Source organism: Streptomyces sp. E11-3, assembly GCF_046540415.1.
In the GTDB taxonomy this organism is placed as follows: domain Bacteria; phylum Actinomycetota; class Actinomycetes; order Streptomycetales; family Streptomycetaceae; genus Streptomyces.
The window spans coordinates 2,031,570-2,044,633 of record NZ_JAZGRL010000002.1; the positions used below are offsets into that span (position 1 = coordinate 2,031,570).

13 protein-coding genes and 2 tRNA genes are annotated in these 13,064 nt (G+C 70.9%); 2 read left to right on the forward strand and 13 right to left on the reverse strand.

The genetic code is table 11. The features are described from left to right. Window positions 1-1,020: 1,020 nt before the first annotated feature. From U9R90_RS28315 to U9R90_RS28330, 4 genes are all read right to left on the reverse strand, one after another. A tRNA-Ala gene (locus U9R90_RS28315) sits at window positions 1,021-1,093 on the reverse strand. Between the two features lie 144 nt (window positions 1,094-1,237). After that, window positions 1,238-1,471, reverse strand: coding sequence for a hypothetical protein (locus U9R90_RS28320; RefSeq protein WP_411059517.1), 234 nt, complete (start codon window positions 1,469-1,471; stop codon window positions 1,238-1,240). A 3-nt stretch (window positions 1,472-1,474) separates the two neighbouring features. Further along, complete coding sequence (locus U9R90_RS28325; protein WP_411059518.1) at window positions 1,475-1,651, reverse strand: hypothetical protein; 177 nt, start codon at window positions 1,649-1,651, stop codon at window positions 1,475-1,477. 83 nt (window positions 1,652-1,734) lie between these two features. Further along, complete coding sequence (locus U9R90_RS28330) at window positions 1,735-3,138, reverse strand: MFS transporter (RefSeq protein WP_411059519.1); 1,404 nt, start codon at window positions 3,136-3,138, stop codon at window positions 1,735-1,737. 219 nt (window positions 3,139-3,357) lie between these two features. On the opposite strand from U9R90_RS28330, the gene U9R90_RS28335 reads away from it, so the two are divergent. Continuing rightward, a complete protein-coding gene (locus U9R90_RS28335) occupies window positions 3,358-4,308 on the forward strand; it encodes a helix-turn-helix transcriptional regulator (protein WP_411059520.1) in 951 nt (316 codons plus the stop codon). Here U9R90_RS28335 and U9R90_RS28340 read toward each other — a convergent pair. The 6 genes from U9R90_RS28340 to U9R90_RS28365 all read right to left on the reverse strand — a co-directional run bounded on the left by U9R90_RS28340 (window position 4,290) and on the right by U9R90_RS28365 (window position 8,420). Beyond that, window positions 4,290-4,362 (reverse strand) — tRNA-Ala (locus U9R90_RS28340). The genes U9R90_RS28335 and U9R90_RS28340 overlap by 19 nt on opposite strands. A gap of 164 nt (window positions 4,363-4,526) precedes the next feature. After that, a complete protein-coding gene (locus tag U9R90_RS28345) occupies window positions 4,527-5,186 on the reverse strand; it encodes a histidine phosphatase family protein (protein ID WP_411059521.1) in 660 nt (219 codons plus the stop codon). Further along, on the reverse strand, window positions 5,183-5,626 hold the full coding sequence (gene rsfS / locus U9R90_RS28350) for a ribosome silencing factor (RefSeq protein WP_411059522.1): 444 nt from the start codon (window positions 5,624-5,626) through the stop codon (window positions 5,183-5,185). Before rsfS ends, U9R90_RS28345 begins: the two co-directional genes overlap by 4 nt. Window positions 5,627-5,802: 176 nt before the next feature. Further along, window positions 5,803-7,506: an LCP family protein gene (locus U9R90_RS28355; RefSeq protein ID WP_411059523.1), complete on the reverse strand. Its 1,704-nt coding sequence runs from the start codon at window positions 7,504-7,506 to the stop codon at window positions 5,803-5,805. Window positions 7,507-7,522: 16 nt separating this feature from the next. Then, entirely contained in the window at window positions 7,523-8,158 is a 636-nt protein-coding gene (nadD, locus tag U9R90_RS28360; protein ID WP_411059524.1) for a nicotinate-nucleotide adenylyltransferase, read from the reverse strand. 112 nt (window positions 8,159-8,270) lie between these two features. Next, on the reverse strand, window positions 8,271-8,420 hold the full coding sequence (locus tag U9R90_RS28365) for a hypothetical protein (RefSeq protein WP_411059525.1): 150 nt from the start codon (window positions 8,418-8,420) through the stop codon (window positions 8,271-8,273). A gap of 210 nt (window positions 8,421-8,630) precedes the next feature. Between U9R90_RS28365 and U9R90_RS28370 the strand changes: the two genes are divergently transcribed. Continuing rightward, window positions 8,631-9,701, forward strand: coding sequence for a M48 family metallopeptidase (locus U9R90_RS28370; RefSeq protein WP_411059526.1), 1,071 nt, complete (start codon window positions 8,631-8,633; stop codon window positions 9,699-9,701). A 30-nt stretch (window positions 9,702-9,731) separates the two neighbouring features. On the opposite strand, the gene U9R90_RS28375 is transcribed toward U9R90_RS28370, so the two are convergent. The 3 genes from U9R90_RS28375 to U9R90_RS28385 all read right to left on the reverse strand — a co-directional run bounded on the left by U9R90_RS28375 (window position 9,732) and on the right by U9R90_RS28385 (window position 12,975). Beyond that, a complete protein-coding gene (locus tag U9R90_RS28375; protein ID WP_411059527.1) occupies window positions 9,732-10,823 on the reverse strand; it encodes a hypothetical protein in 1,092 nt (363 codons plus the stop codon). A 166-nt stretch (window positions 10,824-10,989) separates the two neighbouring features. Beyond that, the gene (locus tag U9R90_RS28380) at window positions 10,990-11,613 is read right to left on the reverse strand and encodes a hypothetical protein (protein ID WP_411059528.1); all 624 of its coding nucleotides are present in this window, start codon (window positions 11,611-11,613) and stop codon (window positions 10,990-10,992) included. Window positions 11,614-11,682: 69 nt separating this feature from the next. Next, window positions 11,683-12,975, reverse strand: a complete 1,293-nt coding sequence (locus tag U9R90_RS28385; RefSeq protein WP_411059529.1) for a glutamate-5-semialdehyde dehydrogenase — start codon at window positions 12,973-12,975, stop codon at window positions 11,683-11,685. Window positions 12,976-13,064 lie beyond the last annotated feature (89 nt).

Below are 13,064 nucleotides of genomic sequence, written 5' to 3' on the forward strand. Positions count from 1 at the left end.
GCGCGGCCGTGCTGCTGCTCATACCCCTGGTCGTCCTGGCCGGAAGTGACGGCTTCCGCGAAGGCCTCGACTTCGCCACCGGTGTCCTGTCCCTGGTCTCCCTCACGGCCTCCGTCGCGTGGGGCCTGGTCGCGGCCGACCGGCTGTTCCTCACCCCGCGGCAACGGCTGCTCGCGCAGGCCGTGCACCGCGCGTTGGGGGTCGCCGCAGTCGGCTTCCTTCTGTTGCACGCCACGGTCAAACTCGTCCTCGGCCATGTGTCGCTCGTCGGCGCGCTGATCCCCTTCGGGATGGGCGTACGCGGCACCAACGGCCTCATCGGCTTCGGTTCGCTCGCCGGTCTGCTGATGATCACCGTCGGCGTCACCGGCGCCCTGCGCAGCGCCTTCGCCTCCCCCGCCAAGATCGCCGGCCGCTGGCGGGCGCTGCACATGCTGGCCTACCCGGCCTGGTGCGCCGCACTGGTGCACGGCCTGTACGCGGGCCGCGAGGCCAAGCCCTGGGTCGTGACCATGTACTGCCTGTGCCTGGTCGCGGTCGCCGGGGCGATCGCGCTGCGCTCCGCGCCGGGACCGGTCAAGCGCCGGGTCGCCGACGGAGTGCTCGCCCTGCTCGCCCGGCCCGACCTGGGCGCACCCGACGCCTCGGCCGCGGCGGCGGCCCAGCGCGAGCCGGCGCCACGGGTCGCCCCGCTGCCGGGCATGGACGCCGCTGCCGACACGGGCCCTACGCCCCGGCTGCCACGGCAGCGGCAGCGGATGTCGGCCCCCGCTCCCCCGCTGTACGAGGCCAGGACCCCCTCGTTCGACGACCCGGTCGAACCTCTGGACCGCCCGGGTAGCGGTACCGGCCCCGGGATGGCGGCCGCGTACCGCGCACTGTCGACGGCGCCCGCCGACCGCTGGCCATCGCCGTCGCCCCCACCCCCCGCCGAGGCCTTCCGCGCCGCNAACGCACAAGACGGGACACACAAGAGTGGGCCGCCCGGATCGGGCGGCCCACTCTTGTGTGGATCTTCTGTGGAGCTAAGGAGAATTGAACTCCTGACCTCCTGCATGCCATGCAGGCGCTCTACCAACTGAGCTATAGCCCCTTGCGGTGTGTCGCCCCCGGGGGCTTCCCCTCGGCGACGTCGACAACATTAACGGTCCACCCGGCCATCCACCAAATCGGTTTTCCGTCTGGGAGCTCACTGCCCGGACGAGTCTGGGAGCTCACTGCCCGGACGAGCGCTCCCTCACGCGGTGGCGAAGGAATAGAAGCGCTTGAGCGTGCAGTGCTCGTCCAGGAGCCGTCCGTAGATCGGCTCGCCCTCGAGCTCGCGGTAGGTCTCGATCGGGTCGCCTTTTATGATCAGCGCCCGCGCGCACTCCTCGCACCAGTACTGGTACTCGGGGTTGACCGGCTCCATGTCACGGACGATGGGCGTGCCACTGCCGCACCAGTCGCAGGTCCTCCTGTGTGCACCCATCGATCAGCTCCAGCTGTGGCCGCAGGCCGTGCACACGTAGGAGATCCCGCCGTTGTCGCCCAGTACCTGGGCGACGTGGACGGAACCGCAGGACGGGCAGTTCAGGACAGCGGGGTCGTGGCCTCGCATCTCGGCCGCGTCGAGCAGGTCGTCGACCTGCTCGAGCTTGCTCGCGGGCATCACGCCTCTCCCTCCCACCGGGCCAGTTCGTACAGCCGAGTCCCCTCGCGACTGTCCGATTCTGTCACGGTCACACGGATGGGTCAGCGGCGTACGCGTACCAGTCCGGACACGGCGGCCGCCGCGGCGGTGATGGCCAGCGCGAATGAGCAGATCAGCAGCGCATCCGCGTGCGCCTGCGCTGCTGTTGTGACATCCGCCGCCCCACCCGCGTCGTCCAGCCGGTTGAGGAACAGGGTGCCGAACGCGGCCACTCCGACGACCTGGCCGAGCTGCGTCACGGTCGCGAGCAGTCCGCTGGCGTCCGCGGCGTCCTCCTGGCTGACCGTCGCCAGCGCCCCGGTGAGCGTGGGACTGAAGCCGAGCGCGAGCCCCGCGCCGACGCCCACCATGGCGACGTACATCGCCAGGCCGCCGTCGCCCGTCCAGAATCCGCCCGCCTCGCCGCCGCGCAGCGTCAGCCCGACCGCTGCGAGCGATACGGCGGCCACGACGAACCCGCCGGGGATCAGCACCCCGCGCAGCCGTTCGGGCCAGCGCCGCCAGGTCAGTCCGACCACGCCGAAGGCCGTCGCGCTGGCCACGAAGGTGAGGCCGGTGCGCAGCGCGCTGTGGCCGAGGCCGCTTTGGAAGTGCAGGGCCATCGTGAAGAGATAGCCCGCGTTGACGGCCATGGCCAGCAGGATGCGGGTGGCGGCGCGGCCGATTCCGGGGGCGCGCAGCACCCGTGGCGCGATGAGGGGTGTGCCGCCGCGGCGGGCCAGCCGCGCCTCGTACGCAACAAAGGCCGCGAAGAGCACGGCACTTGACCCCAGCGAGAGCAGCGACCACAGCGGCCAGTCCTGTTCCTGCCCGAGCACCAGCGGCACCGTGCAGAGCGAGACGGCCGCACCGAGCAGCACCAGGCCCGGCAGGTCGAAGCCGCGGGCGCGCTGCCCGGCGGTGCCGGAGTCACGCGGCAGCAGCCGGGCGCCAACGACCAGCAGCGCCAGGCCGATCGGCACGTTCACCAGGAAGACCGGGCGCCAGCCGCTGCCGAACAGATCTGCACTGACCAGCACCCCGCCGACCACCTGCCCGGCCGCCGCGCCGACCGCGAGGACCGCAGAGTACGCGCTGAGCGCCCGCACCCGCCCCTCGCCGGTGAACGTCCGCTGGATCAGGCTGAGCACCTGAGGGATCATCACCGCCGAACCCGCGCCCTGGATCAGCCGGAAGGCGATCAACTGGCCGGTGTCCTGGCTGAGCCCGCATCCCAGCGACGCGACCGTGAAGAGCGCCAGACCGGCCAGATGGACGCGGCGGTGGCCGAACCGCTCGCCGAGCCGCGCACCGGTGATCAGCAGCACCGCGTACGCGACGGTGTAGCCGGCGACCACCAGCTGCAACCCGGCGCCGGACGCGTTCAGTTCGGTGCGGATGGTGGGGGCGGCGACATTGACGATGAAGACATCGAGTACGGCCATGAACTGGGCGGCGAGCAGCACCGCGAGCAGCCGTCCGGGCCGCCGCGGGGCGGCGCGCTCGCCGCTGGGTCCTCTGCCGTGACCGCCGCTGTCACGGCCGTTGTCAGTGCCACCGGTTTTACTGGGGGCTGTAGTTGGCGTTGTCATGCGATGAGCCTGGCGGCGCGCGGATACGGGTAACGAGAGCCCGCTGATACGGGTACTGACAGCACCTGGCAGCGGATGTCCGGGGCCCGGACCATGGGGGATGTGACGACGATGGCCACCAGCACCCAGCGCCGACGGCTCGAGCTGGCCGCGTTCCTGCGCAGCCGACGGGCCCGGGTGACGCCCGAGGACGTCGGGATGCCGCCCGGCCTGCGCCGCCGCACCCCCGGGCTGCGGCGCGAGGAGGTCGCCCAGCTCTCCGGCGTCGGCATCACCTGGTACACCTGGCTGGAGCAGGGCCGCCCGATCAACGCCTCCGCGCAGGTGCTGGACGCCGTAGCGCGTACCCTGCGGCTCGACCGGCCCGAGCGGGAGCACCTCTACAACCTCGCCGAAGTGCCGTACACACCCGACGGCGCGGGCCCGCAGGAGGGTCCGCAGGATGTGGGCCCCGAGATCCAGGGCATCATCGACGCCCTGGACCCGCTTCCGGCGGTGGTCTACAACGGCCGTTTCGACATCCTCGCCACCAACCCGGGCTACCGCGCCCTGTTCTCCATGCCGCACCCGGTCGACCGGGGTGTGCCCAACGCGCTGTGGACGCTGTTCACCGTCCCGGAGCCCAGCTGCCCGCTGGTCTTCAGGGAGGCGGAGCTGCCGGTGATGGTGGCGACCGTGCGCGGCGCGTACGGACGGCATGTCGGGGAGCCCGTCTGGGAGTCGTTCATACGCCGCCTCTCCGCGGCCAGCCCGCTCTTCGCCCAGCTGTGGGAGAGCGGCGACGTCGTCCCGCCCGGCTCGCGGGTGAAGACGTTCTGGCACCAGGCCGTGGGCGAGATACGGATGACGTCGGTGTCGCTGTCGATCAACGGCATGCCGGAGTGCCGGATCGTCACCTACACCCCGGACGACGACATCAGCCGGCAGCGCGCCGAGGCGCTGCGCGCCCACCTGCCCACAACGCAGGAATCCCGCCCGATCGAAGTGATCGGACGGGATTCCCGAAGCCGGGTGTACCGGGATTGTGGAGCTAAGGAGAATTGAACTCCTGACCTCCTGCATGCCATGCAGGCGCTCTACCAACTGAGCTATAGCCCCAACTCCTGACCTCCTGCATGCCATGCAGGCGCTCTACCAACTGAGCTATAGCCCCGGGTGTTCTTCCCGCTCGGCGGGCGAACAAGAAGAACTTTAGCCCGTGACCTGCCAGAAAGTGAAATCCGGGTCCGGTCAGGGCCGGCCGGTCCGACAGGTCCCAGGGTTCAGTCGTCGTCGCCGAGCACCGGCTCCGGCAGCGTGCCCGCGTTGTGCTCCAGGAGGCGCCAGCCGCGGGCGCCCTCGCCGAGCACGGACCAGCAGCAGTTGGAGAGCCCGCCAAGGCTTTCCCAGGAGTGCGAGTCCAGGCCGAGCAGCCGCCCGATCGTGGTGCGGATCGTGCCGCCGTGGCTGACCACGACCAGCGTGCCGCCTTCGGGCAGCTTGTCGGCGTGCCGCAGCACTACGGGGGCGGCCCGGTCGGCGACCTCGGTCTCCAGCTCACCGCCACCGCGGCGCACCGGCTCGCCGCGCTTCCACGCCGCGTACTGCTCGCCGAACCGCGCGATGATCTCGTCGTGCGTGAGGCCCTGCCACTGACCGGCGTAGGTCTCGCGCAGGCTGTCGTCGTAGCTGATGTCCAGGCCGGTGAGGGCGCCGAGCTCCTGGGCCGTGGCGGCGGCCCGCTTCAGGTCGGAGGCGACGATGGCGTCCGGACGCAGCGAGGCGAGCAGCCGGGCGGCCCGACGGGCCTGCCCGAGACCCTCCTCGGTCAGCTCGATGTCCGTACTGCCCTGGAAGCGGCGCTCCAGGTTCCAGGACGTCTGGCCGTGCCGCCACAGGATGACGCGGCGGTCACGGCGCGCGTCGCCCACCGCACCGCTCACCGGAAGTCCCCGGCCGGCTCGTCGACGTCGGCAGCTGCCTCCTTGGCGTGTTGTTCGGCCTTGCCGCGGGTGGCTTTGGCGTCGGCCGGCAGCTCCAGCTCGGGGCAGTCCTTCCAGAGGCGCTCAAGGGCGTAGAAGACCCGCTCCTCGCTGTGCTGGACGTGCACCACGATGTCGACGTAGTCGAGCAGGATCCAGCGGGCGTCGCGGTCGCCCTCCCGGCGCACCGGCTTGGCGCCGAGCTCCTTGTTGAGTCGCTCCTCGATCTCGTCGACGATCGACTTGACCTGGCGGTCGTTGGGCGCGGAGGCCAGCAGGAAGGCGTCCGTGATCGCCAGGACGTCGCTGACGTCGTAGGCGATGATGTCGTGCGCGAGCTTGTCGGCGGCCGCCTGCGCGGCAACGTTGATGAGCTCGGTGGAGCGGTCCGTCGCGGTCACTACGAGGCTTTCTTTAGACGGTCATTCGGATGGCGCGGGGCGCACGGCAGAGCCGTGCGTGATGCTGCCCCGCATCAAGCAGTACCTCAAGGGTCTCACGGACCGCCGACAGCACCCCAAACGTTTACTCGGTCCCCCCGCCGAGGGCCCGGCCCCGGCCCGTCCCGGAGCGCGTACTACCCGGCCTCGTAGTCCGCGCCCAGGACGACCGCGATGTCCGCGTTCGCCGCGACCTTGCCCTTCTTGGCCGCACTCGCCGACAGGCCCAGCGTCTTGGCGACCTCGACCGCCTCGGCCTTGCGGCCGGCGTCCTCGTACGTGACCTGGGTGGTCGACGAGGCGTCCGCGCGACCGGAGACGACCGTGTAGCCGCCGTTGACCAGGGAGACCCTGGCGCTCTCCACGGCCTGCTTGTCGCCGGAGACCTTCACCCGGACCGCCGCGCCCTGCTCAGGGGCCTTGACCGTGCCGCCCAGGACCTCCTTGACCACCGTGTCGGTGGCCTTCGCGGTCAGCGTGCCGTCCTCCTGGACCGGCAGCACCCGGGTGTCGTACGCGCCTTCCTTGGCGTGCTCGGCGAGCTTGGCCAGCGAGGCGCCCAGGTCCTTCTCGGACAGCGACGGGTCCAGGATCTGGGCGAGCGTCTTGACCGTCAGGGTGGCGTCCTTCGGGTCGGTCGACATCTTGCGCAGCACACCCCGCAGGACCGCGCCGAACCGCTCCAGCTGTGCCGCCTCGGCCTCGTCCGGCGCGCGGTAGGTGGCGTACGCGACCGCCATCGGGCCGCTCAGGGTCTGCTGCTCACCCTTGCTGACGAGCGGGGACTGGCCCTTCTTCTTCGCCTTGGGGTCGGGGACGTCGGTGTTCGTGTCGATCTCGATGTTGCCGACGAGCTCGACGAGGTTGTTCAGATACGGGGTGTCGAGCCGCCAGCTGCCCTCGATCCGGGTGCCGAGCAGCGCGTCGATCGCCTCGCGGGTCCCGGCCGTGCCGTCCTCGTCGACGGACTTGCCCAGCGTGGTCGTGGTGGAACCGTCGTCGCTCGTCACGGCCAGCGAGTTGGGCAGCAGCACGGTGGTGCCCTGCCCGGTGGTGGTGTTGTCGACGAGCAGGGCCGTGGAGGTGCCGCCCTCTTTGGTGTTGTGCAGATGGACGACGAGCACATCGCGCTTCTGCGGGCCGCTCGCCGCGGCCGGGTCGTTCGAGCCGCCGGACATTCCGGGCAGCTTGCCCGTCTGCCAGAGGTAGCCGACGCCTCCGGTGAGCGCCAGCGCGAGCACCACCAGCAGCGCGACCATCCGGTTGCGGCCGCGGCGCTTGGCCTCCTCGCGCCGCTCGCTGCGGCTCTCGGTGAACTTCAGCCAGTCGATGACGTCTTCGGAGCCGTCGTCCGGCTCCTCGATGAAGGCGAACATCTCGGTGCGGTAGTCGCGGTCGGGCCGCCGACCGGACTGCTCCGGCTCGTGCCTCCGCTGCGGCTCCGGATCTGGCTCTGGCTGGTGCTGCTGAGGGACCCAGGCGGTCTGCTGCTGAGTCTGCTGCGATTGCTGGGTCTGATGGGCCTGCTGAGCCTGTTGCTGCGTCTGCTGCGTCTGCTGCGTCTGCTGCTGGGGCGCGTACGGGTCGTAGCCCTGGACCGGCTGCTGCTGCCCGCTGTCGGTGGTGGCGGCGTAGGGGTCGTAGCCGTACCCCTGCTGCTGCGGAACCTGCTGTGAGGCGTGGGGCGGCTGGGAGGCGTAGGGGTCGTACTGCTGGGGCGCCTGCGCCTGCTGCCAGGCGACCTGCTGGTACACCGGCCGGCCGTACTCGTCGTACCCGACGATCTCGTACTGCTGACCCTCCTGCTGACCCGCGTAAGGGTCGTACTGTCGGTCGTTCACCGGTGCCCCTCTCGGCTCACTCGCCGCGGTACAGCTCGCGCTTGTCGATGTACCGCACCACACCGTCCGGCACCAGGTACCAGACCGGCTCACCCTTGGCGACCCGCGCCCGGCAGTCCGTCGAGGAGATCGCCAGAGCCGGGACCTCCACCAGCGAGACCCCGCCTTCCGGAAGGCCAGGGTCCGCCAGCGTATGCCCAGGGCGGGTGACACCGATGAAGTGAGCGAGGGAAAACGTCTCTTCGGCGTCCTGCCAGGTGAGGATCTGCCCCAGCGCGTCCGCCCCGGTGATGAAGAACAGGTCCGCGTCCGGGTTCAGCTCGCGCAGTTCGCGCAGAGTGTCCTTGGTGTACGTGAGGCCGCCGCGGTCGATGTCGATGCGGCTGACCGAGAACTGGGGGTTCTCGGCGGTGGCGATGACCGTCATCAGATAGCGGTCCTCGGCCGGGGAGACCGTCTCGTGGGTCTTCTGCCACGGCTGCCCGGTCGGTACGAACACCACCTCGTCCAGGTGGAACTGGGCGGCCACCTCACTGGCGGCCACCAGGTGGCCGTGGTGGATCGGGTCGAACGTTCCGCCCATGACACCGAGGCGGCGCTTGTGCGCGCCGCTGTCGTCCGCCGGGCCGGTAGGCATGTCCTGCTCTCCCATGCGTGCAGACCCTACCGGCCCGGTCGACCGGGCCGGCCCCGCGGTTCCTCGGCGCCGTGCCCGGCGGCTCGGAGTCCCGGACTACGGGCCTCGGAGTCCCGGACCGCGGGCCTCAGCGGTCCCGGTTGAAGCGTGTGGTGATCCAGAGCAGCAGGAGCAGCGCGATGAACGCACCGCCGCCGGTGAGCAAGGGGCTGGGGCCTGAACCTCCCTCGGAGGCGAGGGGGGTCAGCTGAGCTGCGGTGCTGTGCAGGATGCTCATCGTCGGCAGGACCTATCCGGGTGGGTACGGGCTTGAGGCTTCTGGCACATCGTAAGCGGGGGCCTGCCGCGTCCTCACGCCGACTCAGGCGTACGCGCACCCAGGACCCGCCCGGAACCGGAACCCTGCCCGTAGGCTGGACGTTCCATCGGGGGGCGAGAACACTCGCACAGCGCGGGACCCACGCGCGGAGACTTTGGGGGCTGTCATATGACCGAGAACACCGAAAGCCAAGACAACCTGCCGGGTCGCCGGCGTCGGCGCTTCGAGGGGATCTCCTCACGGGCGTACGAACACCCGGCGGACCGCTCGGCCCTGGTGGCCCTGCGCAAGCTCACCGGCTTCGACACCGTCTTCAAGGCACTCAGCGGCCTGCTGCCCGAGCGCAGCCTGCGGCTGCTCTTCCTCTCGGACTCGGTGCGGGTGAGCGACGACCAGTTCGCGCATCTGTACGCGATGCTGCGGGACGCCTGCTACATCCTGGACCTGGAGAAGGTCCCGCCGATGTACGTCAACCAGGACCCCAATCCGAACGCGATGTGCATCGGCCTGGACGAGCCGATCATCGTCGTCACCACCGGCCTGGTGGAGCTCCTCGACGAGGAGGAGATGCGCGCGGTCATCGGCCACGAGGTGGGCCACGCCCTCTCCGGCCACGCCGTGTACCGCACGATCCTGCTCTTCCTCACCAACCTCGCGCTCCGGGTCGCCTGGATTCCGCTGGGGAACATCGCGATCATGGCGATCGTGACGGCGCTGCGCGAGTGGTTCCGCAAGTCCGAGTTCTCCGCGGACCGTGCCGGGCTGCTGGTCGGCCAGGACCTGAAGGCCTCGATGCGCGGCCTGATGAAGCTCGCGGGCGGCAACCACCTCCACGAGATGAACGTGGACGCGTTCCTGAAGCAGGCCGAGGAGTACGAGGCCGGGGGCGACCTACGCGACTCCGTACTCAAGATCCTGAACGTCCTGCCGCGTACCCACCCCTTCGCCGCGGTCCGCGCGGCCGAGCTGAAGAAGTGGTCCGAGACCCGCGACTACCAGCGGATCATGGACGGTCACTACCCACGGCGCGACGAGGACCAGGACACCTCGGTCACGGACTCCTTCCGGCAGTCCGCGAGCCACTACGCCGACGACGTCCGCACCAGCAAGGACCCGCTGATGAAGCTGGTCTCGGACATCGCGGGCGGCGCCGGGGACCTGGGCGGGAAGCTCCGCGACAGCTTCCGGGGGTCAGGAGGCCGCGACGGGCAGAGCGACGCGCCCGGCAAGGACAGCTAGCAGCAGGCGGCCAGAGCCAGAGGCCGGGGGTCAGGCAGCCGGTGAGGGCTGTGCGGATGCGGGAAGCGCTCCGCACAGCGCCGGCGTCCCGTCCGTCGCGTACGGATCGGTGCCCGCCGGGCCCCCCGCCTCGGCCCGCTGGCCCGCGAACAGCGGCCGCAGCCGCTCCGTCGGGTCCGTGGGGTCCATGGGACAGGCCATCGGCCCGGCCTGGACATCGGAGGTCAGCAGCTCCGCCCGGCGCAGCCGCAGATCGTCCGAGTCGAAGCGGAAGCGCAGCTCCCGCCGGACGGTGAACAGCGAGGCGCGATCGTCGCCGCCGACCGGCTTCAGCGCGTAGACGAAGGTGTGCGCGGAGGTCACCTCAAGAGCCTCCGGGCCCAGATCCGCGATCCGCATCCGCCCCTGGACCCGCACCTGCGTGTCGGCCAGCGCCGTCCGCTCGGGGTCGAAGCGCACCAGCCAGCCGGTGGCCGCGTGCCGCCCGTCCGCGGCCGGACTCGCCAGGCTCCTGTCGAACTGGTCGAACTGGTCCGAGTCCAGCAGGATCCGCACCGGCCGCACCGCGTCACCGGTGAGCACGTCCGGGTCGAGCGAGGACTCCACCAGGTAGTCCTTGACGGTGGTCAGCGCCGTCATCACCTGGCTCTCCGAGAAGTTCGCGGTGCTGTGCGCGGCGGGCAGCCCGATGCCGGCCGCGCCGGTCTTGAACTCCGCGGCGGGCGAGCGTGCGAAGAGCTCGTCGGCCTGGTCGGCGCCGGGTACCGGGCCCTGCGGGACGAGCGGGACGACCGTCATCCGCAGTGGTTCGGCGGGCCGCGCGACCGGCTTTGGCTCTGACTGTCTGAGTCCCATGAAGAGCGCGGTGCCGAAGGCGAGGGCGATCAGTACGGCGAGGACCGTCACCTGGACGCGCAGCCGCCTGCCGACGGACCGGCCGGGCCGTCCGGCGAGCCGGCGTACCGCGGGCGCGTGTTCGGTGATCCGCTCCTGTGCCGAGAACTCCTGCAGCCGGGCAGCTCGGACGAAGGACTCGTCGAAGACGGTGGATCGGTACTCTTCCTCGCCACCACCGGGGACGCCTTCGGGTGTGCCCTCAGGTGGGTCTCCAGGCCCGGTCATACCTTCAGAGTAGGTCGGCGCGGCCGAAGGTAAACTCCCTGGTACACGACAACTTTTGACAGAGCATCACACTTTGCGCCAACGAGCCGCGCGAGTGCGACGACAGGCCCGGGACCGTCCGTCACGAGGTCCTAGGACCGTAGGTCACGGTGTCCCAGGACGTCCGTCACGGTGTACGCGGCTCCGCGGAGACCGGTGGCTGCCGGTAGTCGGCGGAGGCCGACGGCGAGTTCTCCACCCCACTGGTCGCGGGCGGCGGCACCCGGTCCCGGTTCCCCGACGAGGCACCCCGGTAGACCGCCGTGAACGCCAGCGCGACCATCCCGATCCCCATCAGCACGGCGAGCACCCAGGCGACCGTCCGGTGCCAGCGGGCGCGCCCCAGACGACCCCGGTCGTCCTCCACGACATCCGGGTCATAGCCCTCGTAGAGCTCCGAGCCATGGCCGTACCCGGCGTGCTGATCACCGCGGGAGTCCGTGCCGTAGCCGCCGTGCTGGCGGTCGTACGCGTCGTACCCCTCGTAGCCGTCGTATCCCTCGTGGAAGTCGTCCGTCTCGTCGTCGGGTCCCGGCCGACGGGAGCGGGCCCGGTGTGCCTCGGCCTCCGCGCGCGCCTCAGCGGCGGCGAGCAGCCGCTCGACAGCGCTGGGTTCGTGGACCTGCGCGGACCGCACGAAGTCCTCGTCAAAGACCACGGAGGCGAACTCTTCGTCCGCGCCCCCGCGGTCGTGGCTGTCGTCGGGCTCTCCGCCGTCAGAAAACGGCGTACCCCCCACGTCCTCCGGCACGCAACCAGAGTAGACCTGGGGGGTCGGTTTGGGCAGTCCGTACGGAAATCCGGCCCTACGGAAATCCGGTCAGCGGGTGTGGCCGTCGCCGGTGACGATGTACTTCGTCGAGGTCAGCTCGGGCAGCCCCATCGGGCCCCGGGCGTGCAGCTTCTGCGTGGAGATGCCGATCTCGGCGCCGAAGCCGAACTGGCCGCCGTCCGTGAAGCGCGTCGAGGCGTTCACCGCGACGGTGGTGGAATCCACCAACTGGGTGAAGCGGCGGGCGGCCTGCTGCGAGGTGGTGACGATCGCCTCGGTGTGCCCCGAGGTCCACAGCCGGATGTGCTCCACGGCCGCGTCCAGCGAGTCGACGACGGCCGCGGCGATGTCGTACGAGAGGTACTCGGTCTCCCAGTCCTCGGTGGTCGCGGGCACCACGGTCGCCTTGGAGCCGTCGGCGTACGCGGCCACCCGCTCGTCCGCGTGCACGGTGACCCCGGCCTCGGCGAGCGCGTCCAGCGCACGCGGCACGAAGGCGTCCGCGATGTCCCGGTGGACCAGCAGTGTCTCGGCGGCGTTGCACACGCTGGGCCGCTGCGCCTTGGAGTTGACCAGGATGCGTACGGCCATGTCCAGGTCGGCCTGGGCGTCCACGTAGACATGGCAGTTACCGGTTCCGGTCTCGATCACCGGGACGGTGGACTCCTCGACGACGGTCCGGATCAGCGAGGCACCCCCGCGCGGGATCAGCACGTCGACCAGGCCGCGGGCGCGCATCAGCTCCCGTACGGAGTCCCGGCTCTCGCCGGGGACGAGCTGGATGGCGTCGGCGGGCAGCCCGGCCCCGCCGACGGCGTCCCGCAGCACCCGCACCAGCGCGGTGTTGGAGTGGTACGCGGAGGACGAGCCGCGCAGCAGCACGGCGTTGCCCGACTTCAGGCAGAGGGCCGCGGCGTCCACGGTCACGTTGGGCCGGGCCTCGTAGATGATCCCGACGACGCCCAGCGGGACGCGGACCTGTCGCAGGTCGATGCCGTTGGGCAGGGTCGAGCCGCGGACGACCTCGCCGACCGGGTCGGGCAGCGCCACCACGTCACGTACGTCGGAGGCGATCGCTCTGACCCGCTCCGGGGTGAGCGTGAGCCGGTCGACGATCGACTCGCTGGTGCCGGCTTCCCGGGCCTTGGCGATGTCCTGCGCGTTCGCCTCGACGATCTCCTTGGTCCGCACCTCGAGCGCGTCGGCGATCGCCAGCAGGGCGTCGTCCTTGGCGGCACGTGGCAGCGGCGCGATCTGGGCGGCGGCGCCGCGGGCGCGGTAGGCGGCCTGGGCGACGGCCGACATGTCGTCGTACGGGGAGAGCGAGGAGGGCACAGTCATGCTCGCAGGGTAATGGGGCCGGGCGGGGCGTCCAGCACGCATCCCGCACTCCGAGACGCGACGTTCCGGGACACGACCGGACTCGCTCG